Raw genomic sequence first — 25,251 nt, 5'->3', positions numbered from 1 at the left:
AGCGAAGCTAGTTGGCTGGAAGCGTCACCAGCCACAGGTATTGGTCAGTGCAGCTAACTAAGTAGCTTCGGCGTTCTCTGCGATGGCCTTCAACAGCGCCGTCCGGAGCTCGGCTTCCTGTAAACCGTCGAGCTTATCCCCGTCGGAGGTGATGTAGAAGACGTCGATCGCGGTTTCGCCTTCGGTGTCGATTAAAGCCACTTCCAGGTTGTGGCCCAGCGTTCCAAAGGTGGCACTGACGGCACGCAGCAGCCCTGGAACATCCTGCGCGATGATCTGCACCAGAGTGCTGTGCGAGGAGGCAGTGTTGTCGATCTCAACGCGCGTCTCGGCCACGACGCGGGGAGCCTTGCGGCGGACGCGGCGCCGACTACTGAGGAGCTTTTCCACAGAGGCTTTACCGGAAACCAGCTCGCGAACGCTCGAGACAAACCTCTCTCGCTCTGATTGGTTTAGCTCAAGCGTGAGGAAGGTATCGGTGAAGCGGAAGGTATCGACGATGACGCCGGCAGAGTTCGCAAAGGCGTCAGCCGTCACCACATTCATTCCCCAGGCAGCCAGCGCCGCTGCCATCCCAGCGAAGAGGCGGGGGCGGTCCTGTGTAACCAGCGTGATCTCACTCACCGCTCCATGCTGAAAGGCGATCTGAAAGGGCTCCACGGCGAAGTTATGGGTCATCTGGAAGTGCTGCGCGATGACCTCAGGCGAACGCGTGTTGACGTAGCGCTCCGGGAAGCCTTCAAGGAACTCACGCACTGCAGACTCATGCCCGCGGTTGAGCGAGAGGACGCGGGTCAGTTTGTCGCGTGTCTCTGTGCTCACCGGAGCCGCGTCTTCCGCAGCACCCGTAGCGTGAAAACGGTCCTCGTCGACGTTGCGGTCGAGATGATTCGCCGCGGCCATGGAAAGTCGCCACAGATTTTCGGCCTTCCAGGGGGTTAGCGCATCCGGATGCACCGCCGCAATATCTGCATAGGTAAAGAGCGTCAACATGCGCAGGGCCTCATGCGTTTGCACTTTGGCTGCGAAGTTGCGAACGGTTTCGGTGTCGAAGATATCCCGGCGCAGCGCGGCAGACATATCGAGATGGCTTTCGATCAGATGTAGAACCAGTGCTGCATCATAGGAGTCCATCTCCAGCCGCGTCAGCACATCGCGTGCCATGCGGGCACTCTCACTCGCGTGGCTGTCTCCGGAGTGGCCCTTGCCGGTGTCGTGAAGAAGCGCGGCAAGATAGAGCAGCGCAGGGTTTTGAAGTTCGCGCACCATGGAGCCGAACTTAACACGCCAGTCGGGCGCTCCCGTGGGCGGCTCAGTCTCAAGGTCGTGGAGCGTGTCAATCAGCACGAAGGTGTGCTCATCGACCGTGTAGCGGTGGTAGGCGTCGCGGATCACAAGCGCATCGATGCCATGGAATTCAGGCAGGATCAACTCCAACATGCCAAGCGCGTGCATCGTGCGAAGGGCCACACCGGCTCGTTCGCCGGTGAGGATGGCCGAAAGCTGCTGCCACAGGCCGGGACCTTCTTCGAGGTTCGCTGAGAGCAGCGGGATGGCATCGCCGATACGCTCCTCGCTCTCCGGGCTGAAGCGAGCGGCAGTGCGGGCCATCGCGGCAAAGGCCGCCAGCACAATCTCTGGATCGCGTGCTGGATCGAAGCCGCCAGCGCTGCGCGGTGCCAGTTCAATACGGCCGCCCTCCAGCCTGAAGCCGGGCGTCGGTGGCAGCTTGAGGCGGCGCGAGGAGGGTCCGCTCTCGAGGCGGACCTCCGAGGTTTCGGCCTCGCGGATAAGGCTGCGCTCGATAATGCGGGCGTGGCGAAAGTACGCGCGCATCCAGTAAGCAGCGTCGACACGGTGCGCTCCGACAGCGGACCGGCCGAGCCCAATGCCCTGCTCGGCTGCGGCATCTTGTGCCAGCCAATCGAGCGTATTGTCGTCGCGCTGATGACGGTAGTGCAGGAAGCATCGCACCGAAGCCAGGAAGGCAAGCGCGCTATGGAATTCGCTTTCCGAGTCTTCCAAAGCGTCCTTGCGCAGCGAACGCAGCCATTCGCAGACGTTCACATCGCGCAAGCCTCCGGGGCACTCCTTGATATTGGGTTCCAGATGGAAAAGAGTGTTGCCGTATTTGCCGTGGCGCTCCAGCGTTAGTCGCGCGAGCTCCGCGGCGATCGATTTGGCGTCCTTGGTGCGCAGCTTGGCAACGGTCTTATCCTGCAGCCGCGCGAACAATTCGACATCGCCACCAATGGAGCGAAGGTCGAGCAGGGAGATCGCGAACTCAGGATTGCCCGGCTCAAAGCGTTCGCAGTCGGATGTCATCCTCGTGCTCATGGAGACCTGCAGACCGCAGTCCCACAGCTGCTGGGAGAGCTGGCGAATCGGTTGTTTGGCGAGCGCGCCTACCGATTTTTCGACACAAAACAAAATGTCTACGTCAGAGTAGGGGAATAGCAGACCCCGACCGAAGCCGCCGACAGCGGCGATAGCAACGCCTTTTAGAAGCCGGGGCTGAGCCGCGGTCTCGGTTGCCCAAAGCCGCAGGATGATCTGATTAACGAAGGCAGCGCGCGCGGCGGCAGCACGCAAACCATCCCCGGTCAGCTCAAAACCGCGACGAATCTCGGCGAGCTGCCGCTCGTACTCTCCACGAAGTCCTGCACCACTATGGCTCTGGTCGCTGATCGCTGCTCCCCCTTACAGCGCAATCTCCCCGCGCTCGTCGTTGCGAATCCGAATGGCCTCGTCGATCTTCGAAACGAAGATTTTGCCGTCACCGATACGTCCGGTGCGGGCTGAGGTGATGATGGCCTGAATGGCCTTTTCTGCGAGGTCGTCCGTAACAACAAGCTCCAGCTTGATCTTAGGCAGGAGATCGACGGCGTACTCGCGGCCTCGGTAAAACTCCGTGTGGCCCTTCTGGCGGCCGTGGCCGCGGGCCTCAAAGATGGTGATTCCCGAGATGCCCGCTTCGACCAGAGCGTCCTTGACGGCGTCCAGCTTGGAGGGTTGGATGACTGCTTCAATCTTTTGCATTCGACTCACTCTTCCGTTTCCGGTGGTTGTTGGATTTCTTTAGGCATGCTCCCAGTCATAGCCCTCTTCGCCATGCTGGGTGATATCCAGACCTTCGCGCTCGTCATCCTCGCTAAGGCGCAGCCCAATGAGCTTATCAACAATGAACAGAATTATCAGGGTTCCGATGATGGAGATAGTCCACGCGAGGCCGACACCTACAAACTGGTTCAGCAGCTGCCTGGCGTTTCCGGCGAACAGGCCATTAATGTTCACCCCCGGATTGATGAAGGCACGAGCGAACAGTCCGGTGAGGATCGCACCGAGCGTTCCGCCTGCGCCGTGGACGCCAAAGGCATCGAGCGAATCGTCGTAGCCAAAAATATTCTTGACCTTGACGACCATGAAGAAGCAGAAGACGCCGACGATGAGGCCGATCCAGAGCGCTCCCATCGGGGTAACAAAACCGGCAGCCGGGGTGATTCCGACGAGCCCAGCCACGGCGCCTGAGATACCACCCAGCGCGGAGGGCTTACCGTTGCGAACCCACTCCGCAGCCAGCCAGCCGATAGCCGCAGCGGCGGCGCCAAAGTGCGTCGCAACAAAGGCCGAAGTCGCCAGCGAGCCGGAACCAAGCGCCGAACCGGCGTTGAACCCGAACCAGCCTACCCAGAGAAGGCAGGCACCGATAAAGCTGAGAACCACCGAGTGCGGCGGCATCGCCTTCTGGGGATATCCGAGACGCTTCCCCAGATAGAGAGCCGTTACGAGCGCGGAGACACCGGAAGTGACGTGGACTACCGTGCCGCCAGCGAAGTCGAGGCAGGGAAATTTGCCGCCAGTGACGTTCAGGAAACCGCCAATGCCCCAGACCATATGCGCCATGGGGCTGTAAACGAAGATGGCCCAGAGCGTAAGAAAGGCCAGCATCGCAGAAAACTTCATGCGCTCGGCAAATGCGCCAGTGATGAGAGCGGGCGTGATGATCGCAAACATTAACTGGTAGATCATGAAGGTCTGCTCAGGAATCGTCGGCGCATAGCCAGCGTTGGGAGCGAGACCGACGCCGTGAAGAAAGACATGGCTGAAGCCGCCGATGAAGGCATTGCCCGGAGCGAACGCCAGCGAATAGGTGAGAAACGCCCAGAGAACCGTGACGATCGCCATCATGGCAAAGGTCTGCATCATGGTGCCGAGGATGTTCTTCTTGCGCACTAGGCCGCCATAGAACAGCGCCAGGCCGGGACCGCTCATCATCAGCACCAGCGCCGCGCTCACCAGCATCCAGGCATTGTCGGCATTGGACTGCGCTGCAGCGGTAGCCTTCTCCAAGGCGGCCAGGCGATCCACCGTAACGACAGGGGTCTGTGCAAACAGCGTTCCCGCTGTACCCAGAAACGGAACTACAGCAAAGGGCATGATTCGACAGAGGCGGCGAAAGAACTTCGCCGAACCACTCTGTTCAGCGGCGGGGAGCTGGTGAAACCAAACCATCAAAATAGCGCCTTTCGCGAGTGCCTTACACCTCTCCCACAGGATCAAAAGGGCGAACGCCGGGCGTCGAGGGCAGCAGCTTTTAAAGTTGTTATGACTACTTTACAACACGTTCTCACGAGCCCTTCATCCCGATCGCAGGGTGTTCCCTGAAAAACGGAAGCTTGTCGACTAGACAGCCTGTAAGCTGAGTCGATGACAAACGATCTGCAACACACAAGCTGGAGCGAGATTCCCGAAGAACCGATGAATGACCTGCTGACCCGGCAGTTTGTGGCCGGCGAGCAGTCGATGCTGGCACGGATTGTGCTGAAGAAGGGCTGCGTGGTGCCGAGGCATAGCCACCCAAACGAGCAGATTTCGTTTATCGAGAGTGGAGCCCTGCGATTTCTGCTGGGCGATGAGCACGCGCCCGTAGAGAAGACAGTTCGAGCCGGCGAGGTACTCGTCATCCCCGGCCACCTTCCCCACTCTGCCGAAGCGATGGAAGATACAGTCGACTTCGACGTATTTGCTCCTCCGCGGCAGGACTGGATCACTCGCGACGACAGCTACCTGCGCTGACGTTGCAACGCTCTGCGCCAATATCCTCAACGCAACCGAAACGTCAGGTCTGGAATCCGCGTCAAATGGCACGGATAACTGATTGATTCACCTCGCTTTGGTAGACACCCCGAGAGATTCCCTGTAAGAATCCGAGAGTCGGTAAGCCGTGGTCGAAGACACTTTCGCTTTTTGATTGGCGGGACCACAGCAGTAGCCAAATACAGTCAACAGAATGCAACAACCTGGACGGCTAGAGCCAGGGATGGAGACCTTCATGAGCAGCAGCGTTACCCTTGGCAAGAAGCAGCTCGGCGCAGAGCACCCCTGTTATGTCATCGCGGAGATCGGCATTAATCACAACGGCGATGTCGACCTGGCCAAGCGCCTGATCTCGGTAGCCGTGGCCGCAGGCTGCGACGCCGTGAAGTTCCAAAAGCGCACCATCGACGTGGTCTACACCGCCGCCGAACTCGCGACGCCGCGACCCAATCCCTTCGGCGACACCAACGGTGACCTGAAACACGGTCTCGAGTTCGACGCTGAGGATTATGCCGAGATCGACAACTTCTGTAAACAGGTCAAGATCGACTGGTTCGTCTCTCCCTGGGACGAGGCCAGTGTCGACTTCATCGAGAAGTTCGATACCCCGGTATACAAGATCGCCTCCGCGTCGCTGACCGATGACGCGCTTCTTCGCCATGTGCGCAAGACCGGAAAGCCGATCATCGCATCCACCGGTATGAGCACCTATGCCGAGATCGACCATGCGGTTGAGGTGCTGGGCAAAGAAAACCTCATCCTGATGCACACGACATCTACCTATCCGGCCAAGTACGAACAGCTTAACTTGAAGGCCATCCCCAGCATGATCGAGCGTTATGGCATTCCGGTTGGCTACTCCGGCCATGAGACAGGCATTCCGACCTCGGTTGCCGCCCGCGTCCTCGGCGCCTGCTGTGTCGAGCGACACATCACAATGGATCGCGCCATGTGGGGCTCAGACCAGGCAGCCTCACTTGAACCGAACGGCATCTCCCGCCTCGTGCGCGACATTCGTCTCTGCGAGCAGTCGATGGGCGATGGCATCAAGCGCGTCTACGAAGAAGAGATCCCCGTCATGAAGAAGCTGCGCCGCGTGGGTGCCGCAGTCTAATGGCTACGACCGAATCGCTGACGAATGGCCTGCGCACCTTGCAGGCCATTGCGTTTGATGTCGACGGAGTCCTCACCGACGGCCGACTCACGTGGTCGCCGTCCGGCGAGGAGCTTAAGACCTTTTCCTTCACCGACATCATGGGCATCAGCTTGCTGCGTCGACTTGGGCTGAAGATGGCGCTGATCTCTGGCGAGGCCACACCGCAGGTGGACCTATTCGCAAAGAAGATGCATATTCCCTTTGTAGCCAAAGGCACCCGCGATAAGGCCACCGCTCTGCGCGAGTTCGCAGAGAAGTTCGGTCTCCAGCTCGATCAAATCTGTTTCTTCGGCGACGACGTGAACGACCTTTTCGCGATGGAAATTGCGGGGATGTCTGCATGCCCCGCAAACGCCGCCGACGAGGTGGTCCGCTATGTAAGCGACCGCGCAAAGACCGGCAGCGGCTTTGTCTCGACTGAGAATGGCGGCATCGGCGCGGTGCGGACGTTTGCCGATGCGGTGCTCGCAGCTCGCGATCAAAGCGGACGCGACGTGTTCCTGATGAAGGCCCCGGAGTAGCCGCGCATGAATGACACCCTGCGCGAAGAAACCGTCATGAAGAAGTCCCGGCTTGAGCGAGTCGCAGCACTCTTCCCTGCCGGTCAGATCGTCCGCTATCTCTGCGTGGGCATCTTCAACACAGCTTTTGCGTATGTCACCTTCGCCGTCGCACTGACCCTGCTGAACGACGCGTTGCCACAGCGTTTTCTCTATCTGACGGTTGTGCTGTCGTCGGTTATCGTGACCCCGCTCAACATTACCGTCGCCTTCCTCGGCTACAAGTTCTTCGTCTTCCGCACAAAAGGTAACTTCGTGCGTGAGTGGCTGAAGTGTTTCGCCGTCTACGGGACCGGCATGATCCCAGGCCTCATTGCGCTCTCCGCCCTGACAAAGCTGCTACAGGCCACATTCCATCGCGACAGCGTACCTCTGCACGCGATGCTACATACGTTTGAGCAGCACCTGAGCGGAGCGCCTCTGCGCTGGGTGACGCATATCGCAACAGGCAAAGCCATGGCTGGCTACATCGCCGGTGCGCTGATGATCCTTTTCACGACCATCTACAGCTTCATGGGCCACAAACACGTCACCTTCAAGGCAAAGGCATAACAATCCTTCAGATAGACTTACTTAGCTGGAGAGCTTCAGGAGAGCACCAACCTTTGAGCGCAAAGACCATCTCGATCATTACGCCCTGCTACAACGAAGAGGCGAATGTACTGAATCTCTATAACCAGGTGCGCGCCGTGATGGCGCAGATCGGCCGCTACCAGTACGAGCACATCTTCATCGACAACGCCTCCAGGGACAACACCGTTGCGATTCTCAAGATGATCGCTGCCGAAGATCCGAACGTAAAGATCATCGTGAACGCGCGCAACTTCGGACACATCCGCTCACCTATCCATGCGCTCTTTCAGGCCCGCGGCGACGCAATGATCGGCATCGTTGCCGACCTGCAGGACCCACCGCCGATGATCGTCGATCTGATCGCCGAATGGGAAAAAGGCGCCTACTGCGTGCTCGGCATCAAGAGAACCAGCGAAGAAAGTTCGGTAATGTTTTGGCTGCGCAAGCAGTATTACAAGGTGGCCGAGCGGCTCAGTTCCTTGGAGACAATCCAGAACTACACCGGTTTCGGCCTCTATGATCGCAAGGTCGTCGATCTGGTGAAGAGCTTCGACGATCCCTATCCTTACTTCCGCGGCATGATTGCCGAGATCGGCCTTCCAACCGTCAAGCTTGAATACGACCAGCCTGCACGGAAGTTCGGTGTCACCAAGAACAACTGGTACACGCTGTACGACATCGGCATGTTGGGCATCATCAACCATTCGAAGGTGCCGTTGCGGCTCGCGACCTTCGCGGGTTTCGCGGGAGCAGCCCTGTCGTTGATGGCAGCGTTCGGATATCTGTTGGCCAAGCTCATCTTCTGGTACACGTTCTCGGTCGGCGTGGCTCCGATGATTATCGGCCTGTTCTTCCTGCAATCCATCATGCTGGTATTCCTCGGCATCATGGGCGAATATGTCGGCGCAATTTACACGCAGCTTCAGCATCGCCCATATGCGGTTGAGCTCGAGCGCCTCAACTTTGACACTCCTGCAGCAAGTCCTCGGCAGGAGCCGGTGACGCTGCCATGACAGACAGAATGAAACAGTTAGTAAAGACGCAGCTCGTACAATCCATTGCGACGATGACCCGCGTGCTGGAAGACGACCAGATCCATGCAGCAGTCGTAGAAGCGGGCCGCATTACGGCTGATGCAATGAGAAACGGCCGCAAGCTCATGGTCTGCGGCAATGGCGGTTCCGCTGCCGACGCACAGCACCTCGTTGCAGAGTTCGTCTCACGGCTCACTGTCGACAGGCCTGCGCTGCGCGCCATTGCTTTGACCACCGACACCAGCATTCTCACCGCCATCGGGAATGACTACAGCTACGACAACGTCTTCGAGCGTCAGATCGAGGCGCTGGCGATGCCGGGCGACGTGCTGCTGGCTATCTCCACCAGCGGTAACTCAAAGAACTGTGTGAAGGCTCTCGCGCAGGCGCAAAAGCTGAATGTCCACACGATTGCATTCACCGGCAACAACGGAGGATCAATGGCCGCGCTCGCCGAGATCAACATCATCATCCCGTCAGACACCACGATGAACATCCAGGAATCGCATCTCGCGCTGGAGCACATCTATTGCATGGTGGTCGAACGGTATATCTTTGGAATTGACTTTGGGACGAAGCCCCAGGAACTGGCGGAGTAATGGCAATTTCTTATCGTGCAGCACAGACAATCATCAAGCGTGGAGACGAAGCGGCGCTGCGCAAGGCGCTCGCTGAGGGTCTGAACGCCAATCTCACCAACGAGAATGGTTGGACGCTGCTGATGCTTGCAGCAGTCGAGGGAAGTATCTCCGTCGGACAGGCGCTTCTCGAAGCGAGCGCTAATAAGGCCGCCACGAACGCCAAGGGTGACACCGCCGAGAGCATCGCCACCAGGCGCGGCTTCACAGAATTCGTCTCGCTGCTCAACGGATAGATCGCGAGCTAACAACAATGCTCTCAAAGCCGCTGCCCTCCGAAGACCTTGAGCGAGTACTGACGCTTGCGGGCGAGAGCTTCGTGGCCCTGCGTGGTGCGCGCATCTTTCTCACCGGCGGCACAGGCTTCTTCGGGCATTGGCTGCTGGAGTCGCTGCTCCACGCCAACCGCGCAACGAACATAGACCTGCAAGTCACAGTCCTCACACGCAACGCTGCTCGCTTTCGCACAGCCTCACCATGGATCGCCGAAGCTCCAGCCGTTACGCTCCTTGAAGGCGATGTCCGCAACTTCGACCTCCCTGCCACCAGCCACTCGCATATACTCCATGCCGCGACAGATTCCGGCGGTCAACAGGATGAACATTCGCTGGCCGACGAGATCATCGAAGGCACGCGGCATGTGCTTCACTTTGCAAAGCAGACAGAAGCGCGACGTCTGCTTTATGTCTCGAGCGGCGCTGTCTATGGCCGCGGCATCACCGACATCACACAAATAGCCGAGACATATCCAGGCTCTCCAGACCCCACCAGCAGCGCCTATGACACTGCCAAGAAGGCTGCGGAAGATCTGTGCCTGCAAAGCGGGATCGACAGCGTTCTTGCGCGCTGTTTTGCCTTCGTTGGCCCACGTCTGCCGCTCGATGCACACTTCGCTCTCGGCAACTTCATCGGCGATGCGATGGCCGGGCGCCGCATCCACATAAAGGGTGACGGCACACCACTGCGGTCTTATCTCTATATGAGCGACCTCGCCGCATGGCTATGGACGCTGCTCGCCAAAGGCCAGCCAGACCGCGCCTACAACGTCGGCTCGGATGCAGCCATTTCGATCGCAGCGCTGGCAAAACTGACGGCAGAGACGCTGCGACCTAGCCTTGAAATACAGATCGACGGCATCGCTCTATCTGACACACGATCCGCAACGTACGTCCCTTCCATCGAACGCGCACGCTCTGAGCTAGGTTTGCATGTCACCGTCGAGCTGAGAGAGGCCATTACAAAGACCGCTGCGTGGTATCGCGGTTAGACGATCTTCAGTCCTGCCTTCGCATGCGCTACAAAGCTCAACATCGTTGCGACGATGTGATCGAGCATCTCCGTACTCAAGCCTGGATATACGCCGATCCAAAAGACGTGGTTCATCACATAGTCCGTATTCGGCAGCTCGCCGATCTGGCGATACTCCCAGCCCTCGTATGCAGGCTGACGCAGTAAGTTTCCTGCGAAGAGAAGGCGTGTGCCGATCTTCTGCGCTTCGAGCGCGGCCGTTAGCTGATCGCGTGTAAATGGCGCTCCCGCCTTGATGCCGATTGGAAAACCGAACCAGCTTGGATCGGAGTTCTCGGATGCTACAGGCAGCTTTAACACATTCTCCAGCGGCTGCAGCGCAGCCTTGAGGTATGCGAAGTTCTCTTTGCGCCGAGCGATGAAGTGCGGCAGCTTGTCTATCTGTGAGCAGCCAAGAGCTGCTTGCATGTCCGTCGCCTTCAGGTTGTAGCCAACGTGCGAATACGTATATTTGTGGTCGTATCCGCAAGGCAACGTACCCAGCTGCCAGTCGAAACGCTTACCGCAGGTATTGTCCACACCCGGTTCACACCAGCAGTCGCGGCCCCAGTCGCGGAAGCTGTCGATCAGTAACTGCAGCTGCGGCTTATCCGTCAACACCGCTCCGCCCTCGCCCATCGTGATGTGGTGCGCGGGATAGAAGCTGATCGTCGCAATATCGCCGAATGTGCCCACATGGCGGCCCTTGTAGGTCGAGCCGAGAGCGTCGCAACAGTCCTCAATCAACCATAAGTTGTGCTGCTTGCAGAACGCTGAGATTGCGTCAAGATCGAACACGTTCCCAAGCGTGTGTGCGATCATCACCGCCTTCGTCTTCTCGGTACGTGCAGCTTCCAACTGGGTCACATCAATCTCGTACGTCGGCAGTGTCACGTCGAGAAAAACCGGCACGAGGCGGTTCTGAAAGATCGGATTCACCGTCGTCGGAAAACCAGCGGCAACAGTGATGACCTCGTCACCAGCCTTGAGAGCGCGGTCTCCGAGTTTCGGACTGGTAAGCGCCGAGAGCGCCACGAGGTTCGCAGATGATCCTGAGTTCACCAGCGAAGCCGAACGAAGTCCCACAAAGCGGGCCAGCTTGCGCTCGAAATCCTTGGCCCAGCGACCCGTGGTAAACCATCCGTCGAGCGCAGAGTCAACCACCGCGGCCATATCCGCAGCGTCGATCACTTTGCCCGAGACGGGCACGGCGGAGCTGCCCGGCGTAAACTCACGGGGCGCAAAGGCTTCGGCATGATATTCAGCGGTTAGTTGGAGGATCTGTTGCCGAAGCTGTTCGGACCGTTCACTCATAGATGAATCAAGGATAACAAAGCGCTGCGCGGGCTAAGTTATGACCGCGATATGATGAGCGAGTGCGACTGCACAACGATTTGAGGACGTGAAGCAATGAAGGCAATCATTCTTGCAGGCGGTTTAGGAACGCGCATATCTGAGGAAACCTCGCTGCGACCCAAGCCGATGGTAGAGATCGGCGGCCGGCCGATCCTGTGGCACATCCTCAAGCTCTACTCGCAGCATGGCATAAACGACTTTGTGATCTGCTGCGGCTACAAAGGCTATGTCATCAAGGAGTTCTTCGCGAACTACTTCCTGCACACGTCCGACGTCACCTTCGACATGAAGGAAAACAAGATGATCGTGCACAACAGTGTCGCCGAGCCCTGGCGCGTCACACTGGTGGACACCGGCGAAAGTTCCGGCACGGGAGGCCGTCTGCGCCGCGTAAAGCCATATCTCGAAGGCGAAGAGGCCTTCTGCATGACCTATGGCGACGGCCTTGCCGATGTCGATATCACCGCGTCGATTGCCTTCCACAAAGAGCACGGCAAGCTTGTGACGCTGACAAGCGTACAGCCACCGGCACGCTTCGGCGCGCTGGGGCTAAAAGACACGCAGATCTATTCCTTCCAGGAAAAGCCACAGGATGAAGGCGGCTGGATCAATGGCGGCTTTTTCGTGCTGAGTCCTAAGGCCATTGACTCGGTGACCGATGATGCGCAAATGTTCGAGCGCGAGCCCATCGAGACGCTCGTGACGCAGGGACAGGTCCATGCGTTCTTTCACCATGGCTTCTGGCAGGCTATGGATACGCTGCGCGATAAGCAGCAGCTTGAAGCGATGTGGAGTGCTGGGAAGGCTCCCTGGAAAACATGGTGAGGCCGTAATGAGTACAGATTTCTGGAGCGGCAGGCGCGTCTTTCTTACTGGCCACACCGGCTTCAAGGGCGGCTGGACCGCACTATGGCTCGCGCAGAAGGGAGCGGTCGTCCGTGGCTACGCTCTTGATCCGGCAACGCAGCCAAGCCTGTTTATCGAGGCAAAGGTCGGCAGCATAGTCGAAGACATTCGTGGCGACATCCGCGACAGCGCAAGGCTTAATGAGGCAATGACCAGCTTCGCTCCTGAGATTGTTCTGCACATGGCCGCGCAGCCGCTGGTCCGGTACAGCTACGTCGATCCGATCGGCACCTATGAGACCAACGTGATAGGTACCGCACGCGTGCTGGAAGCAGTTCGCAAGACGGAGAGCGTCCGAGCCGTTGTTAGCGTGACGACGGACAAGTGCTACGAGAACCATGAGACGCTGCGCGGCTACAAAGAGACCGACGCTCTGGGTGGCTATGATCCCTACTCCAGCTCGAAGGCATGCGCGGAGATTGTGAGTGCTGCGTATCGGCAGAGCTATCTGGCGGAGCGCGGCATTGCGCTGGCGACAGCTCGTGCAGGCAACGTGATCGGTGGAGGCGATTGGTCCGAGGATAGGTTGATTCCTGACCTCATCCAAGGTTTCCTTGCTCATAAGACGGTGAAGATTCGGAGGCCGCGCGCGATTCGCCCATGGCAGCACGTGTTGGAACCAGTGATGGGCTATCTGCAGCTTGCCGAGAAGCTGCTGAGCAAAGATGAGAAGTATGCTTCGGCATTCAACTTCGGCCCCGCAGAAGAAGATGCTCAGCCAGTTCAGTGGATCGTCGAGCGCATGGTCTCGCTGTGGGGTGAAGATGCGCAGTGGGAGCTCGATGCGGATGAAGGTGTGCATGAAGCGAGGTATCTGAAGCTCGATGCCAGCAAGGCACGGACGGAGCTTGGCTGGCAGCCGAAGCTATCGCTCGAAAAGGCGTTGGAGTGGCTCGTGGAATGGTACAAGGCATGGCAGTCAGGCGCCGATTTGCAACCGTTGACCCTGGAACAGATTGCGCGCTACGAGGGACTGGCTACTCGATAGTCAGCGTCACCGTGGTGGTGTGGACAACGACCGCCCCTGCCAGATTTGTGCCTGTAGCGCTTACGATGATCGGGTAGCTGGCTGCAGCGGGTGTTGGCGGCTGATTAATGCGGGTGCCGCAGCCAGCAATCACGATGAGTCCACAGATCGGCAGGAGACGCCGTGAACGCCGGCGCAGCAGAAGTAGTGGGAGACACAGCAGAGCGTAAAGACTGCCCGGAGTGCTCCTCAGCTGAACTATAGAAGTCAGTGTCTGGATGGACATTGTAGAAGTCGCGGAGGACGCACCCGGAACGAGCTGCGGCGGTGAGAAACTAACGGTCGCTCCGAAGGGAAGTCCACTGGCGCTGAGTGAGACGGCGCCCGTGAAAGCGCCGCTTTGCGGAGTGACGCTTAGCGTGTAGATTGCGATGGAGCCTGCGGCGATCGTCTGGGAAGTGCTTCCGGTGGTGGCAAGAGTAAAGTCTGGCATGGGCTTGACAGTAGCGATGACCGCAGGCGCCGCGCTTGGCGAAAAGTTGTTGTCGCCAAGATAGCTCGCGATGATCGTATGTGTCCCCGCCGCGGGAGCGAGATAGACCCCTGAGGCGATGCCTGCGGCGAGCTGCGCTGCCGCAACAGTCGTGCCCGCTTCGATGAAGTTGACGGTACCTGTAGGAGTGCCTTTTGTGACGGATGTGACATTGGCGTTCAGCAGCAAAGGCATCCCGGCAAAGTCGTTCGACGAAGGCGGCGCTGTCACTACCGCTGTCGTAGCTTTTGCCGTGGAAAGCGTGAGTGCCGTGCTGCTGGCTGCGGGGTTGAGGCCGTCACCTGCGTAAAAGGCGGTAATTGTGTGGCTGCCAGGAGTGAGCGCCGTCAGCGGGACGGTCGCGGTACCTGAGGTGAGCGTGACGGTCGCGAAGGTCGCACCGTCAGCGAGGAGTTGTACAACTCCTTGTGGGATTGCAGCTTGTCCTGCGACGGCGATGGTCGCGTTCGATGCTGCTGTGAGCGCGACGGTCGAGATTCGATTGGTGAAAGCATCTGGAAGATACAACTTGCCGTCTGCAGCCAGAACGCGAACGACGTGATTGGGAGCGTCGGCGATGGCGAGGTAGCCAAAACTGTTGATGGCCAGCGATCGCGGGGTGTTGAGAGCGGCGGCCAGCGCGATGGTTCCATCGGCAGCTGAGCCCTGCGTTGCGTTGCCAGCGAGTGTGCTGATGACGGATTGAGAGTTGATGCTCCGGATGCGCTGGTTGTTCGCGTCAGCGATGAGGAGCACGCCTGCGTTCGCGATCGCGAGTCCCTTTGGGGAGTCGAGCTGCGCTGCGGCAGAAGGCCCGTTATCACCGGAGAATCCCGGCTTTCCGGTTCCTGCGAAGGTATTCATGATGCCGGTGCTGTCGACGACACGGATGCGATGGTTATGCGTGTCTGAGATGAAGAGGCTTCCACTGGCACCAATGGTGATCCCTGAAGGCGTATCGAGCTGGGCTGCCTTTGCGATGAATCCGTCGCCGGAGAATCCTTGCGTGCCGTTGCCTGCGATCGTGGTGATGATGCCGTTCGAGACGCGACGGATGCAATGGTTACCGCTGTCGGCGATCAACAGAGCGCCGGAGCTGTCGAGCGCGAGCGCGTTCGGCTCAGCGAGAGAGGCTGCGATCGCTGGACCGCCATCACCCGAGAAGGCCGCTTTGCCGGTTCCAGCGATCGTGGTGATGACGCCGTTTGAGACGGCGCGGATGACGTTGTTGCCTGTATCTGCGAGGTAGATCGTGCCGTCTGCGCCGATAGCGAGCGCTTGCGGTGCGTTCAGCCGGGCTGCGGTTGCTGCGGCTCCATCGCCGGCGAAACCTTGCGTTCCGCTACCTGCCAGGACCAGAAGCTGGCCGCCGAGCGTGGCTTCGAAGATCTGATGGCGGTTCGCGTCGGCGAAGTAGAGGTTGCCAGCCGCATCGTATGCGAGCGCGACAGGCAGCTGGATCGAGTTGGCGGCGATCTGTGCAGGCAGCGATGCGATGGAGAAGAACAGCATCGCCGTGAGTCTGACGAACGACAAACGAATCCTCCTCTGTGTGTGCGGGCCCGATTGCACTGTGCGGATTCGTCCTTATGATAGCGCGCCCTCAGCGGCGATACGCGGTAAGCTCAAAGGTGATGCGATTCGTTCCCAAGTTCCTGCTTTCTGCGATGGCGCCTGCTCACTTTCCGGGTACGGCGAAGACCTATGATGCTCCTGAAGTTGCTTTTCTGGGAAGATCGAACGTTGGCAAGTCGTCGCTGATCAATGCGTTGCTTGGTTCGAAGGAGGCGAAGGTCTCTTCGACGCCGGGAAGAACGCGGGCGATCAACTTCTTCGCGCTGCATGAGGGAACGACGCAGAAGTTTTCACAGCGGCCTTCGCTGATCTTCGCCGATCTTCCAGGTTATGGTTATGCGAAGATTTCGAAGTCGATCTCAGCGGAATGGCCGACGTTTATTGAGCCTTATCTGAATGAGCGCGATCAACTGGCGCTTTGCGTTTGTCTGGTGGATACGAACATTCCGCCGCAGGCAAATGACACGCAGCTGATTACGGCGCTGCGACAGATGCAGCGACCTCATGTTGTGGTTGGAACGAAGGCTGATCGTTTGGGTGGAAATCAGCTGACGAAGTCGATTGCTGCACTAAAGAAAGCGCATGGCGAAGATCGGATTATTCCCGTTTCATCGAAGACGGAAGATGGAATGAAGGCTCTCTGGGCGGAGATCGTCAGTCTCGTTCAGTAGCCCCCCTCCCCCCTGTACTTTTGATCTAAAGTCTTGACCGGATTGGGTTTAGATTCGGACTGGTACGCCGCGAGCCGCGAGGTCAATCGGCTCAGCTGCCGTTGTTTTCCTTCTCTTCTTTAATTATAGCTAGCTGTACCTGCGAACATGCATTTTTATTCGCGGGCGTAAACCTATTTATTACATACAGATAGCTTCACTCTCGAGCGTCGAGGGGCTTGACAGCATCTCAGATCAAAACTGTCCACAGGTGGGGCTTTTAACGGCAGGCGTCGATGAACTTTCCGTCATAGAGGCTTTGCGACAGGCGTTTGTAGGCTGGAGCCGCTTTCTTCCCTAGCGAAGGGGGAGATTCTTAGTCCGCGTCGCACTACGATAGATGGCCCCTGCACGCATTGGAGCTTCCCGCATGAGCAACACAGTTGCCGTATCTTCTGCCCTGATTCCACCTGCGCTTCTGCCTGCGGGGGTCGACGAAGAGCTCGCTGGCCCCCCTCGCGTGGGCCTCAGCCCAGTTCTGCCGTCAGAGCGCATCTCCTCGGTGGACGTGCTGCGCGGCTTCTGCCTGATGGGCATTCTGCTTGCCAACATTACGGACTTTGCGCTCCCGGGCTGGAATTATGTCTTTCCGCTCGAGACTATCAAGCCTGTCTTCAACGGGCCTCACTGGAAGATCAATACCTTGTGCTGGTTCCTGCGGTGGATCTTCGCCGAGGGCAAGATGCGCTCGTTGTTTTCGATGCTCTTCGGAGCGGGCATCATCCTGCTGACGCGGCGAGCGGAGGAACGAGGCGCCGGGATTTATGCGGCTGACATCTACCTGCGACGCAACATCTGGCTCGCGGTCTTTGGCTTTCTGCATTGCCTGTTTATCTGGAGCGGCGACATCCTGTTCTTCTACGGGGTCTCCGCGTGGCTGTTTCTTTTCCTGTTCCGCAATTTGAAACCGAAGACGCTGATTCCCCTTGGCATTGCTGTGCTGATGGCGAACACGCTCATCGTGCCGGTGAAGCAGACGATCCGCGCGGAACGGTATCAACGCGAAGCCACGCAGGCTAGTCTTGTTCTTGCACACGGTCAGGTACTGACGGAAGCGCAGATTACGGCTCTCGAAGACTGGGATGCGGAGCAGGCCCGCTGGCGTCCCAGTGACGCGAAGCTCCAGGCGGACATCGCCGCACATCAGCATGGCTACATAGCAGCGCAGCGGGCGGACGCTCACGACGCGATCCTGAGCGAGGTGAGGAGCGCACACACCTTCGGCGACTGGATCAGCACTATGCTCATCGGCATGGCGCTCTTCAAACTCGGTTTCTTTTCTCTGAAATGGACCTCCCGCAGCTATGCGGTGACGGCCGTTGTGGGACTCGGGATCTCCCTGCCACTAACGCTGTGGGGATGCCTGCGAGCGTGGCACAGCGGCTTCGATATGTTCGTGACCGCGCATTCCCTGCTCTATCCTGCCGACCTGACACGGGTTACAGGAGCGCTAGGCTATGCGGCTGTTCTGCTGCTCCTCGTGCGCTCTGGAAGTCTTCGCTGGTTGCTTGCTCGCTTCGCTGCGGTCGGGCAAATGGCATTTTCCAACTACATCCTCAATAGTCTGGTGATGAAGACGGTGTTTGTGTGGAGTTCCCTGCACTGGTATGGCTACGTGGACTACTACAAGCTGTACTTTGCAGTCGGCGCGGAATGGATCGTGAACATGATCTTCTCCACGCTCTGGCTGCGCAAATTCCGCTTTGGACCTTTGGAGTGGTGCTGGAGGTCGCTGACCTACTGGCAGCGTCAACCGATGCGACTTCCACCGACACGTTGACACGAGACTATGCGGTCTGGATATGGACGGTCAGCTTTACTTGTTCAGGATTGAGTTGGGGTTTGCCTTCGTAGATGTAGGTGACGCGCCGGACGAGGCGTGGCTCCTGACCTGAAAAGACAGCGAGTTCCCCCTCGCGAGGGACGACGAGGGGAACTTCGCTGGGCCACACGAATGTTTCCGCCTGGTCTGGCGACCGCTTGCGACTTATCGACACATATATTTGCATCGCTATAGGCACTCGCCGCTTGACTGGGGGTCAAGATGATTGAGATTCGCACTGAAGTTGACGAATGAGGCGACAAATCTGTTTCGTGGCGCGAATGACGAAAGGGTCATCAAACAGAGCGCTCTCAATCGAGCAGGCAACTGACGAGATCTTTGAGTCGCGCCACGATAGCTTCCACTTCAGCAAGGGTTCTGCTGTATTCGGCGGCTTGCGGGTCCCGCAAGGATTGAAGGCGTTCGGACGAACGGTTGAGCAGTTCGGCGATCAACGCCATATGGCAGACAGAGTTGATTGATTCAGAAGATGCAGACATGGATCCTCCCGTACTGGCGGGCTCCGCATTTGTCTTCGGGCCCGGTTCTGCGAGGAAGGTAAAGACCCGAGGCGTATGTTGTATGTGACGGCCATCACATAACGAGACTTTCTTTGCAATCTGAGCGGGAGTCTCCAGAGCGATCCTGCGATTCAGTTATGCTTAACGGGTTGCGACTATGGGCCAAGGAGAGAGTGAATGTCAGCAGTGACCCTATATCGATGCGAGATTTGCGGCACGGAGAGTTCCAACCCGATTCACTGGTTTCTGATCGAGTGCAACTCGGATGAGCTGAAAGTGAAGAAGTGGGATGACGAGGCGGCGAATGCGAAGGGGGCTCGGCATTACTGCGGTGAGGCCCATGCGGGGGTGTATGTGAGCCGCTGGCTGGAGGCCTCATGCTCGCCTGCGCTGCCGGATTTCAATAAGGCTTCGGCGAGTTAGGGCAGGGGGCTGAAGCCCCGGTTTTCTGGGGGTTGTGTCGTAGTGTCCGGGCTAAAGCCCGGATCTCTCCAGAGGCAACGGCAAGAAGAAAGACAGAGGCAAATACAGGGGTCTCTCGACTCCGGTCGAGATGACAGGTGGGGCAGGGCCGAGATGCAGATTCCTCCGCTCCGCTGCGGAATGACAAAAAAGATGTAGGTTGCGCCCTGTATTGCGGAATGACAAAAGGAGATGCAGGATCATCCCCTGCGCTGCGGGAGGACAAATAGTAGGCCCTGCGATCCGTAAAGATCGCAGGGCCTTCCTTTTCCCCGGGAGAAGTGGGGCTCGCTGGAGTGGCCTATTCGCCGTAGTAGTCCAGACCGAGGTGGGTGATGAGGGGTTCGCCCATGATGTGGCGGAGGGTGTTTTTTAGTTTCATGGACTGGATGAAGAGGTCATGCTCGGGGTAGATGCCGGGTGCGGTATCGGGGTCTTTGAAGTAGAAGCTGAGCCACTCCTGGATGCCGAGGCCGCGGAGAGCGGGTGTGCGGGCGGCGAGATCCATGAAGAGGCAGAGGTCGAGGGCGAGCGGGGCGGCGAGGATGGAGTCGCGGCAGAGGAAGTCGACCTTGATCTGCATCGGGTAGCCGAGCCAGCCGAAGATGTCGATGTTGTCCCAGCCTTCCTTGTTATCGCCGCGCGGGGGGTAGTAGTTGATGCGGACCTTGTGGAAGATGTCGCCGTAGAGGGCCTTGTTCTTTTCGGGCTGGAAGATGTGCTCGAGGACGCCGAGCTTGGAGACTTCCTTGGTCTTGAAGTTGTCGGGATCGTCGAGGACTTCGCCGTCGCGGTTGCCGAGGATGTTGGTGGAGTACCAGCCGGAGACGCCGAGCTGGCGGGCCTTGAAGCCGGGGGCGAGGACGGTCTTGATGAAGGTCTGGCCGGTCTTGAAGTCCTTGCCGCAGATGGGGGCGTTCATCTTCTTCGACAGCTCCTGCAGGGCGGGGATGTCGACGGTGAGATTGGGAGCGCCGTTCGCGAAGGGGATGCCTTCTTTGAGGGCGGCCCAAGCGTAGAGCATGGAGGGAGCGATGTCGGGATCGTCTTCGACGAGGCCGCGCTCGAAGGCTTCGAGGGTCTGATGGACGGCTTTGGGTTCGTGGTAGATCTCCGTCGAGCCGCACCAGATCATGACCTGACGATCTGTTTTGGTTTTGAACTCGGCGATGTCGTTGCGGATCTGGTTGGCAAGGTCGCACTTGTTCTTGCCGACCTTCTTATCCTTGGCGTTGAGGCGCTTGACGTAGCGCTCTTCGAAGGCGGCGGGCATGGGCTCGATGGATTCGAGGAAGGGCTTCATGGACTCGAGCTGGTCGCGGTCGAGGACGGCGGCGGTCTTGGCGGCGTCGTAAAGATTGCCGCCGAAGATGTCCCAACCGGTGAAGACGAGGTCATCGAGGGGGGCGAGCGGGGCGAAGTCCTTGATGAGCGGGGTGCGGTCGTCGGTGCGTTTGCCGAGGCGGATGGTGCCCATCTGGGTCATGGAGCCGATGGGCTGGGCGAAGCCACGGCGGACGGCTTCGACGCCGGCAATGAGGGTGGTGGCGACGGCTCCCATGCCGGGGATCATGATGCCGAGCTTGCCTTTGTGCGGGGTGATGTCGGCTGCGGTGGGCAGCACGGCGTCGGGTGTGGACATGTTCTGGACGTACCCTTCTGAATCTGGATTCACGGGGCGGGTGAAATGGTCGCTCGCCGTTAGGGCAAATAGTACGCAGAAATGGCAGGTTTTGAAGATACCGCTAACTTAGCGGGATACTCGCAGAAAGGCCTCTACCTGACGCAGGTAGAGGCCTTTGTTTGCAGTGAGTTATGGAGTTACTGTACTTCTTCGGGGGAGCCTGCGCGGTTCTTCCAGTGCGTCCAGAGAAACCAGACGGCGGCGATCACGATAATGAGCTCAACCCCAAGCTGGAAGCGGTGAAAGATGGCTTTGAAGCGGGGATCGGAGTCCCATTTTGCGCCGAGCTTCATGCCTACGTAAGCGAGAGCGAAGCACCAGGGCCAGGAGCCGATGAAGGTGTAGAGATGGAAGCGGAGCTGGTTCATCTTGGCGATGCCCGCCGGGAAGGCGATGAAGGTTCGGACGATGGGAAGCATGCGGCCGATGAGGACAGCGAGCGAACCGAAGCGAGCAAAGAAGCGGTCGGCGAGGTCGAGGTCGTGGCGGTTGAGGAGGATGTAGCGGCCGTAGCGTTCGATCATGGGACGACCGCCGACGGAACCGAGCCAGTAGGCAGGGATGGAGCCGAGGTTCGAGGCGAGCGAGGCGACGGTCGCGAGGATGACGATGTCGGTGAGCGAGTGGCCGAGGCGGTAGCCCGCGAAGGGCATGATGACCTCAGATGGGATGGGGATACAGGCCGACTGCAGCATCATCAGCAGAAAGGTGACAGTGTAGGCCGCTCCGGTGGATAGGCCGAGGAGGAAGACGGTTAGCTTGGTGATCATCGGGTTCCAGTATATGGGCGCTACGCTAACGTGCCTTCAAACCACTGCGCCGCGTTGGCTGCAGGGACGCGGACGGACAGGAAGAACTGTCCGAAGGTGGCGTAGACGGCGCTGACCTTGTCGAAGCGCATCTCGTAGATGAGCTTCTTGAAAATAACCGGCTCATCTGCAAAGAGGTCGACTCCCCATTCCCAGTCATCGAGGCCGATGGAGCCGGTGATGATCTGGCGGACGGAGTCGGCGTAGCGGCGACCGATAAGCATGTGCTCGTGCATCATGGCGCGGCGGTCGGCCATGGTTTCGGCGTACCAGTTGACGGTCTCTCCGCGCTTGCGGTCCATGGGATAGAAGCAGAGGTACTTTGCCGGAGGGATGGTCGGGTAGAGGCGCGAGGCCAGCGAACCGGCGGTGCGGGCCGTGCCTTCTGTGAGCCCTGCGTTCCACTCCGGGGTGCCGGGTTCGAGACCCTTCTCGGCGAGCTGGGTGTAAAGCTTTTCGGAGGACTCGTAGAGTCCCAGCTCGACGACCGAGAGGTAGGAGTGGACAAGTTGCAGGTAGGGATAGATGCCGGTCTGAGCCAGTTCGAGTTCGACGCGGTTCAGGTCTTCCATGGAGTCGCGGAAGTGGATCAGCGTGAGATCGCCCTTGTGGCCGATCTGCGAAAAGAGCGCGGACTGGTTCGGATGCCCCTCACTTGAGCCACGCTCCCAGCGGGCCAGCATCTCGGTGAAAGCGTTCGCGAGCGCGGCGCGGTCGGTGGCAGGAAGCTTGTTCCAGGCGGTCCAGTCGAAGCGGAACATCTGGTGCAGGACGCTGGAACCTTCGAGGGTGATGGGGACTTGTGGCAGTTCTGGCAAGGCTGTATCTCCGTTCAGGAACCATTATCAACCCTGTGGCGGATCGGTTGGCGCTTGGAGAAGCAGTGCGAGGGCGAGTATCGCTCGAGTCTGATCGTGGTTGCCGATAACACCGACTTCACGGGAGCTTGCCGATCAGAATAGGGGTGCCCCATTTGTCGATTTCAGTTCCACATTGCTGGCAAGTCCATCCACCCCACATTGCCTGCGTGGACGACGCTGGTTTTCGTACTAGCGGTAGTGGGGCGCCGCAGTGCGGGCAAGATCTTGGCGGGTTGAAGTTGATTCCCCAGCGGTTCCGACGAATGGTGCCAATCGCCACAAGCACCACGCCCACGGACATCAAGACGAAGAAGGTTTCTAAGAAGACCATGTCGTATCACCACGCATTGAGTTCAAGCAGCAAAGAGAGAATACGCTGACAGCCATCGCAACAAGGACGGCGTTTGCTGATGTCCAAGCGAAGTTGCCGAAAACCCGACTTTAGGGAATGTCCTTGCGTAGGTGACGTGAAGAGCGTTTATGAGGACCTATAGCTCTTATTCATTTCCGGCGCAAAAAAGTAACTCGCCGTCGGCCTAATTTTAGACTGCTACGCAGCCACTGGGGTGCCCTAGCACCCACAGCACAGCAGGCCGAGAAGCCTGTCAACTAGAACGGTATGCCGCCGAAATTCTCAGGGTGCTCGAGCAGCCTGAACTCGTACTCATCCACCGGGTATTTGTTTCCGCGCAAATCGACAAAGGTGAGTTTTGCTTTCAACGGCACGTCGTCTTTGGGCTTCATTCCCTTGAACTTCACGCTGATGCCGGTGAAATACGGTTCGCTTGGCTTCAATGTGAACCCGTCGAAAACATCCGATACCTCAGCGCCTTCTACCTTCACTCCGGTGAACATTATGTCCTCTTTGACGTTGTCGAGGACGAGTGTACCGTCACCCGTAATCATGACTTCATCCACGTCAGTCCAGCACCAGCCGACGAAACGCCAAGCGAGATGCAGCTTCGGTTCGTCAGTCGGCACAGGAAATTGTTGCTGTCCAGCAGTTGAATGAAAAGCCTGATGAGGGAGTTCGTACTTGCGATTGAACTGGTCCTCGACGACGATTGTCGTCTCAAGTGGTTCACCATTTTTCACCTCAAGAGGCGGCCAGAAAAACAGGAACACTTGGGACTTATTGACGAAACCAGGTTTGATGGTGAGGTTACTGAAAATTTGCGCGCGTCTCCCGTTTATGTATCCAGCGAGCAGGATGATGTTCTCTTTGGTATTCGAGCTGGTCAAGTCCATCCAGCCGACAACCTGAGTTGCGGGTTGATTCCCATGCCCACCCAATGCCCAATAAGTTTGTGTCGGAATCCAGACGCCGTGAAGTTTAGGTTCTTTACTTTTCAGTGCAGCGAGCTCGGTCTGATGGTCACGTCGTATGCGCTTGATTTGGTCCTGAAAGATTCCTGCATCGTCTCGAAGCAGTGCAACATGCGCCTTCTCTTCTTCAGCTCTGGCGAGTGCATTTCGATAGAGGAAGGCTACGAACCCGACAGCCAGAATCGCAAACAACACCGTCCAAGCGCTGACCGGGGCGAACCACAGGTTCTTAAGGCCAGCGAACGTCAGGACTGACCGCATGGGCTGATTCAGCGCCCACGCCGTAATGGGTATACCGGCAAGCATGATAATGGTGCCGAGAACCCCCGGTTTCACCCACTCGTTCACGAACTTTTGATTCACGCGCCAATTGTAGTCCGGTTGGGGGTAACCCAAACGAAGACCGCCTGCAAGGGGAAAAAGCGGAGAGTATTTTCATGGATTTTGGAGAAACTGCGAGCGCCCAACCTTGAGGTCATCATTTCGAAGTATCAGGACTCTTCACCCGGAGCGGTTCCTTAGCGCGTTGCGTCCAGCCGTCAGGGAAGTTAATTTGATAACGAGCGTTGTCATCCATCAGCACCAGCCCGTCAATGTTCGAAAGGTTCTCAACGATGTATTTTGCAAGCTTGGTTTCGTTGTCATGTCTCACATCTACCGGAGCGTCCGAATCGTCCTTCACTGGTATTGGATACTCCAAGAGGATCGGGAACCGGACGCGACTATGCGCCGGAACGTAAATCGGATAATCGGTCTTCAGCCGACCTGAATCATCGAAGCTCAGAGCATTCGAACGACGTAGATGTGCAGCTATATGAACCCCGGTCGCATCGGTCAGGTGATAGTCATGGTCCGTGTTGTTGACGAGGGTGTAGTCGAACGCCAGTGTATTGTTATCCCCTTGAGTTCGCACATCCTCATACTGAGCAGTGATTGCACCGGTATTCCAAGGCTTTGGCTTTGGCGGTCGTGATGACCACCAGACACACACGCCAAGGATGATTGCCCCGACTAGGGCCAATCCTCCACCGAACCCGGCAGCCTTCAAAACAATTCTCTTCCAATTTTCCATTCAGCAAGACGCTAACACATGGAACAAATGCAACCAGACACAAAATACCGTCGGGTCTAATCCCCTCGCGAGCCGACGGTGCAGGGCATCCAACCAAGAGCCGAACCTACGACCGAACAACTACCGCTTCTAGGCGTTGGTCGATGACCTCAAATCAATCAGCCTCGAGTTGGTCCAGAGCGCCATCCTTAGAAAATGGTCTGAAGCCACCATGTGGGTTATCGAGAACGGTTACTACTGATATGTCGGCATATCGTTAGTATCAGTCACTCCCGAAAACGGCGTTTCAGAAACTACGAAGTCT

General features: G+C 58.1%; 25 protein-coding genes. 13 read left to right on the top strand and 12 right to left on the bottom strand.

Annotated features, from left to right (window positions below; all coding sequences use genetic code 11):
* Positions 1 to 57: 57 nt before the first annotated feature.
* From OHL14_RS11700 to OHL14_RS11690, 3 genes are all read right to left on the bottom strand, one after another.
* The gene (locus tag OHL14_RS11700; protein WP_263379528.1) at positions 58 to 2,592 is read right to left on the bottom strand and encodes a [protein-PII] uridylyltransferase family protein; all 2,535 of its coding nucleotides are present in this window, start codon (positions 2,590 to 2,592) and stop codon (positions 58 to 60) included.
* Between the two features lie 108 nt (positions 2,593 to 2,700).
* Complete coding sequence (locus OHL14_RS11695) at positions 2,701 to 3,039, bottom strand: P-II family nitrogen regulator (RefSeq protein WP_263379527.1); 339 nt, start codon at positions 3,037 to 3,039, stop codon at positions 2,701 to 2,703.
* A 39-nt stretch (positions 3,040 to 3,078) separates the two neighbouring features.
* On the bottom strand, positions 3,079 to 4,437 hold the full coding sequence (locus tag OHL14_RS11690) for an ammonium transporter (RefSeq protein WP_396271314.1): 1,359 nt from the start codon (positions 4,435 to 4,437) through the stop codon (positions 3,079 to 3,081).
* Positions 4,438 to 4,707: 270 nt separating this feature from the next.
* Here OHL14_RS11690 and OHL14_RS11685 point away from each other — a divergent pair, with 270 nt between their 5' ends.
* The 8 genes from OHL14_RS11685 (at position 4,708) to OHL14_RS11650 (ending at position 10,325) form a co-directional block, all read left to right on the top strand.
* Positions 4,708 to 5,076 carry a cupin domain-containing protein gene (locus OHL14_RS11685; RefSeq protein WP_263379525.1) on the top strand — a complete coding sequence of 123 codons (369 nt, stop codon included), beginning with the start codon at positions 4,708 to 4,710 and terminating at the stop codon, positions 5,074 to 5,076.
* A gap of 256 nt (positions 5,077 to 5,332) precedes the next feature.
* On the top strand, positions 5,333 to 6,211 hold the full coding sequence (locus tag OHL14_RS11680) for an N-acetylneuraminate synthase family protein (protein WP_263379524.1): 879 nt from the start codon (positions 5,333 to 5,335) through the stop codon (positions 6,209 to 6,211).
* Positions 6,211 to 6,774, top strand: coding sequence for a KdsC family phosphatase (locus OHL14_RS11675; protein ID WP_263379523.1), 564 nt, complete (start codon positions 6,211 to 6,213; stop codon positions 6,772 to 6,774). The genes OHL14_RS11680 and OHL14_RS11675 overlap by 1 nt, the downstream gene beginning before the upstream one ends.
* 6 nt (positions 6,775 to 6,780) lie before the next feature.
* On the top strand, positions 6,781 to 7,365 hold the full coding sequence (locus OHL14_RS11670) for a GtrA family protein (RefSeq protein ID WP_263379522.1): 585 nt from the start codon (positions 6,781 to 6,783) through the stop codon (positions 7,363 to 7,365).
* 53 nt (positions 7,366 to 7,418) lie between these two features.
* Positions 7,419 to 8,399 (top strand): glycosyltransferase family 2 protein, encoded by a 981-nt coding sequence (locus OHL14_RS11665; protein WP_263379521.1) that lies wholly within the window; start codon positions 7,419 to 7,421, stop codon positions 8,397 to 8,399.
* Between the two features lie 8 nt (positions 8,400 to 8,407).
* Complete coding sequence (locus tag OHL14_RS11660; RefSeq protein ID WP_263379520.1) at positions 8,408 to 9,019, top strand: D-sedoheptulose 7-phosphate isomerase; 612 nt, start codon at positions 8,408 to 8,410, stop codon at positions 9,017 to 9,019.
* Positions 9,019 to 9,294 (top strand): ankyrin repeat domain-containing protein, encoded by a 276-nt coding sequence (locus tag OHL14_RS11655; RefSeq protein WP_263379519.1) that lies wholly within the window; start codon positions 9,019 to 9,021, stop codon positions 9,292 to 9,294. The genes OHL14_RS11660 and OHL14_RS11655 overlap by 1 nt, the downstream gene beginning before the upstream one ends.
* A 17-nt stretch (positions 9,295 to 9,311) precedes the next feature.
* A complete protein-coding gene (locus OHL14_RS11650; RefSeq protein WP_263379518.1) occupies positions 9,312 to 10,325 on the top strand; it encodes an NAD-dependent epimerase/dehydratase family protein in 1,014 nt (337 codons plus the stop codon).
* On the opposite strand, the gene rfbH is transcribed toward OHL14_RS11650, so the two are convergent.
* Complete coding sequence (rfbH, locus tag OHL14_RS11645; protein ID WP_263379517.1) at positions 10,322 to 11,659, bottom strand: lipopolysaccharide biosynthesis protein RfbH; 1,338 nt, start codon at positions 11,657 to 11,659, stop codon at positions 10,322 to 10,324. The two genes, OHL14_RS11650 and rfbH, sit on opposite strands and share 4 nt — an antisense overlap.
* Positions 11,660 to 11,755: 96 nt before the next feature.
* On the opposite strand from rfbH, the gene rfbF reads away from it, so the two are divergent.
* Together rfbF and rfbG are read left to right on the top strand one after the other, a co-directional pair.
* Positions 11,756 to 12,526, top strand: coding sequence for a glucose-1-phosphate cytidylyltransferase (rfbF, locus tag OHL14_RS11640; RefSeq protein WP_263379516.1), 771 nt, complete (start codon positions 11,756 to 11,758; stop codon positions 12,524 to 12,526).
* A 7-nt stretch (positions 12,527 to 12,533) separates the two neighbouring features.
* Positions 12,534 to 13,595 carry a CDP-glucose 4,6-dehydratase gene (gene rfbG / locus OHL14_RS11635; protein WP_263379515.1) on the top strand — a complete coding sequence of 354 codons (1,062 nt, stop codon included), beginning with the start codon at positions 12,534 to 12,536 and terminating at the stop codon, positions 13,593 to 13,595.
* Here the strand turns inward: rfbG and OHL14_RS11630 are convergent.
* Positions 13,585 to 15,642, bottom strand: coding sequence for an NHL domain-containing protein (locus OHL14_RS11630; protein WP_263379514.1), 2,058 nt, complete (start codon positions 15,640 to 15,642; stop codon positions 13,585 to 13,587). The genes rfbG and OHL14_RS11630 overlap by 11 nt on opposite strands.
* 98 nt (positions 15,643 to 15,740) lie before the next feature.
* Between OHL14_RS11630 and yihA the strand changes: the two genes are divergently transcribed.
* On the top strand, positions 15,741 to 16,352 hold the full coding sequence (gene yihA / locus OHL14_RS11625; protein WP_263379513.1) for a ribosome biogenesis GTP-binding protein YihA/YsxC: 612 nt from the start codon (positions 15,741 to 15,743) through the stop codon (positions 16,350 to 16,352).
* A gap of 409 nt (positions 16,353 to 16,761) precedes the next feature.
* A complete protein-coding gene (locus OHL14_RS11620; RefSeq protein WP_263379512.1) occupies positions 16,762 to 18,171 on the top strand; it encodes a DUF418 domain-containing protein in 1,410 nt (469 codons plus the stop codon).
* Positions 18,172 to 18,178: 7 nt separating this feature from the next.
* On the opposite strand, the gene OHL14_RS11615 is transcribed toward OHL14_RS11620, so the two are convergent.
* Entirely contained in the window at positions 18,179 to 18,343 is a 165-nt protein-coding gene (locus tag OHL14_RS11615; RefSeq protein ID WP_263379511.1) for a hypothetical protein, read from the bottom strand.
* 181 nt (positions 18,344 to 18,524) lie between these two features.
* Positions 18,525 to 18,713, bottom strand: coding sequence for a hypothetical protein (locus OHL14_RS11610; RefSeq protein ID WP_263379510.1), 189 nt, complete (start codon positions 18,711 to 18,713; stop codon positions 18,525 to 18,527).
* A 198-nt stretch (positions 18,714 to 18,911) separates the two neighbouring features.
* Here OHL14_RS11610 and OHL14_RS11605 point away from each other — a divergent pair, with 198 nt between their 5' ends.
* Complete coding sequence (locus OHL14_RS11605) at positions 18,912 to 19,157, top strand: hypothetical protein (protein WP_263379509.1); 246 nt, start codon at positions 18,912 to 18,914, stop codon at positions 19,155 to 19,157.
* A 340-nt stretch (positions 19,158 to 19,497) separates the two neighbouring features.
* Here OHL14_RS11605 and OHL14_RS11600 read toward each other — a convergent pair whose 3' ends face one another.
* The 5 genes from OHL14_RS11600 to OHL14_RS11580 form a co-directional block, all read right to left on the bottom strand.
* On the bottom strand, positions 19,498 to 20,838 hold the full coding sequence (locus OHL14_RS11600) for an inositol-3-phosphate synthase (RefSeq protein WP_263379508.1): 1,341 nt from the start codon (positions 20,836 to 20,838) through the stop codon (positions 19,498 to 19,500).
* Between the two features lie 179 nt (positions 20,839 to 21,017).
* Complete coding sequence (locus tag OHL14_RS11595) at positions 21,018 to 21,650, bottom strand: DedA family protein (protein WP_263379507.1); 633 nt, start codon at positions 21,648 to 21,650, stop codon at positions 21,018 to 21,020.
* 20 nt (positions 21,651 to 21,670) lie between these two features.
* Entirely contained in the window at positions 21,671 to 22,507 is an 837-nt protein-coding gene (gene hemQ / locus OHL14_RS11590; RefSeq protein ID WP_263379506.1) for a hydrogen peroxide-dependent heme synthase, read from the bottom strand.
* 651 nt (positions 22,508 to 23,158) lie between these two features.
* Positions 23,159 to 24,238 carry a hypothetical protein gene (locus tag OHL14_RS11585; protein ID WP_263379505.1) on the bottom strand — a complete coding sequence of 360 codons (1,080 nt, stop codon included), beginning with the start codon at positions 24,236 to 24,238 and terminating at the stop codon, positions 23,159 to 23,161.
* A gap of 115 nt (positions 24,239 to 24,353) precedes the next feature.
* A complete protein-coding gene (locus tag OHL14_RS11580; RefSeq protein WP_263379504.1) occupies positions 24,354 to 24,947 on the bottom strand; it encodes a hypothetical protein in 594 nt (197 codons plus the stop codon).
* Between the last annotated feature and the right edge of the window lie 304 nt (positions 24,948 to 25,251).

The sequence above is a fragment of the Granulicella paludicola genome (assembly GCF_025685545.1).
Classification (GTDB): domain Bacteria; phylum Acidobacteriota; class Terriglobia; order Terriglobales; family Acidobacteriaceae; genus Granulicella; species Granulicella paludicola.
Note: the sequence above shows the minus strand (reverse complement) of the source record. Positions and strands in the feature narration are given on the sequence as shown.

Excerpts from the sequence above, each read along its gene's own strand:
- OHL14_RS11695 (WP_263379527.1), bottom strand. The coding sequence starts at position 3,039 with ATGCAAAAGATTGAAGCAGTCATCCAACCCTCCAAGCTGGACGCCGTC.
- OHL14_RS11690 (WP_396271314.1), bottom strand. The coding sequence starts at position 4,437 with ATGCCCTTTGCTGTAGTTCCGTTTCTGGGTACAGCGGGAACGCTGTTT.
- OHL14_RS11685 (WP_263379525.1), top strand. The coding sequence starts at position 4,708 with ATGACAAACGATCTGCAACACACAAGCTGGAGCGAGATTCCCGAAGAA.
- OHL14_RS11680 (WP_263379524.1), top strand. The coding sequence starts at position 5,333 with ATGAGCAGCAGCGTTACCCTTGGCAAGAAGCAGCTCGGCGCAGAGCAC.
- OHL14_RS11675 (WP_263379523.1), top strand. The coding sequence starts at position 6,211 with ATGGCTACGACCGAATCGCTGACGAATGGCCTGCGCACCTTGCAGGCC.
- OHL14_RS11670 (WP_263379522.1), top strand. The coding sequence starts at position 6,781 with ATGAATGACACCCTGCGCGAAGAAACCGTCATGAAGAAGTCCCGGCTT.
- OHL14_RS11660 (WP_263379520.1), top strand. The coding sequence starts at position 8,408 with ATGAAACAGTTAGTAAAGACGCAGCTCGTACAATCCATTGCGACGATG.
- OHL14_RS11655 (WP_263379519.1), top strand. The coding sequence starts at position 9,019 with ATGGCAATTTCTTATCGTGCAGCACAGACAATCATCAAGCGTGGAGAC.
- OHL14_RS11650 (WP_263379518.1), top strand. The coding sequence starts at position 9,312 with ATGCTCTCAAAGCCGCTGCCCTCCGAAGACCTTGAGCGAGTACTGACG.
- rfbH (WP_263379517.1), bottom strand. The coding sequence starts at position 11,659 with ATGAGTGAACGGTCCGAACAGCTTCGGCAACAGATCCTCCAACTAACC.
- rfbF (WP_263379516.1), top strand. The coding sequence starts at position 11,756 with ATGAAGGCAATCATTCTTGCAGGCGGTTTAGGAACGCGCATATCTGAG.
- rfbG (WP_263379515.1), top strand. The coding sequence starts at position 12,534 with ATGAGTACAGATTTCTGGAGCGGCAGGCGCGTCTTTCTTACTGGCCAC.
- yihA (WP_263379513.1), top strand. The coding sequence starts at position 15,741 with ATGCGATTCGTTCCCAAGTTCCTGCTTTCTGCGATGGCGCCTGCTCAC.
- OHL14_RS11620 (WP_263379512.1), top strand. The coding sequence starts at position 16,762 with ATGAGCAACACAGTTGCCGTATCTTCTGCCCTGATTCCACCTGCGCTT.
- OHL14_RS11610 (WP_263379510.1), bottom strand. The coding sequence starts at position 18,713 with ATGTCTGCATCTTCTGAATCAATCAACTCTGTCTGCCATATGGCGTTG.
- OHL14_RS11605 (WP_263379509.1), top strand. The coding sequence starts at position 18,912 with ATGTCAGCAGTGACCCTATATCGATGCGAGATTTGCGGCACGGAGAGT.
- OHL14_RS11600 (WP_263379508.1), bottom strand. The coding sequence starts at position 20,838 with ATGTCCACACCCGACGCCGTGCTGCCCACCGCAGCCGACATCACCCCG.
- OHL14_RS11595 (WP_263379507.1), bottom strand. The coding sequence starts at position 21,650 with ATGATCACCAAGCTAACCGTCTTCCTCCTCGGCCTATCCACCGGAGCG.
- OHL14_RS11580 (WP_263379504.1), bottom strand. The coding sequence starts at position 24,947 with ATGGAAAATTGGAAGAGAATTGTTTTGAAGGCTGCCGGGTTCGGTGGA.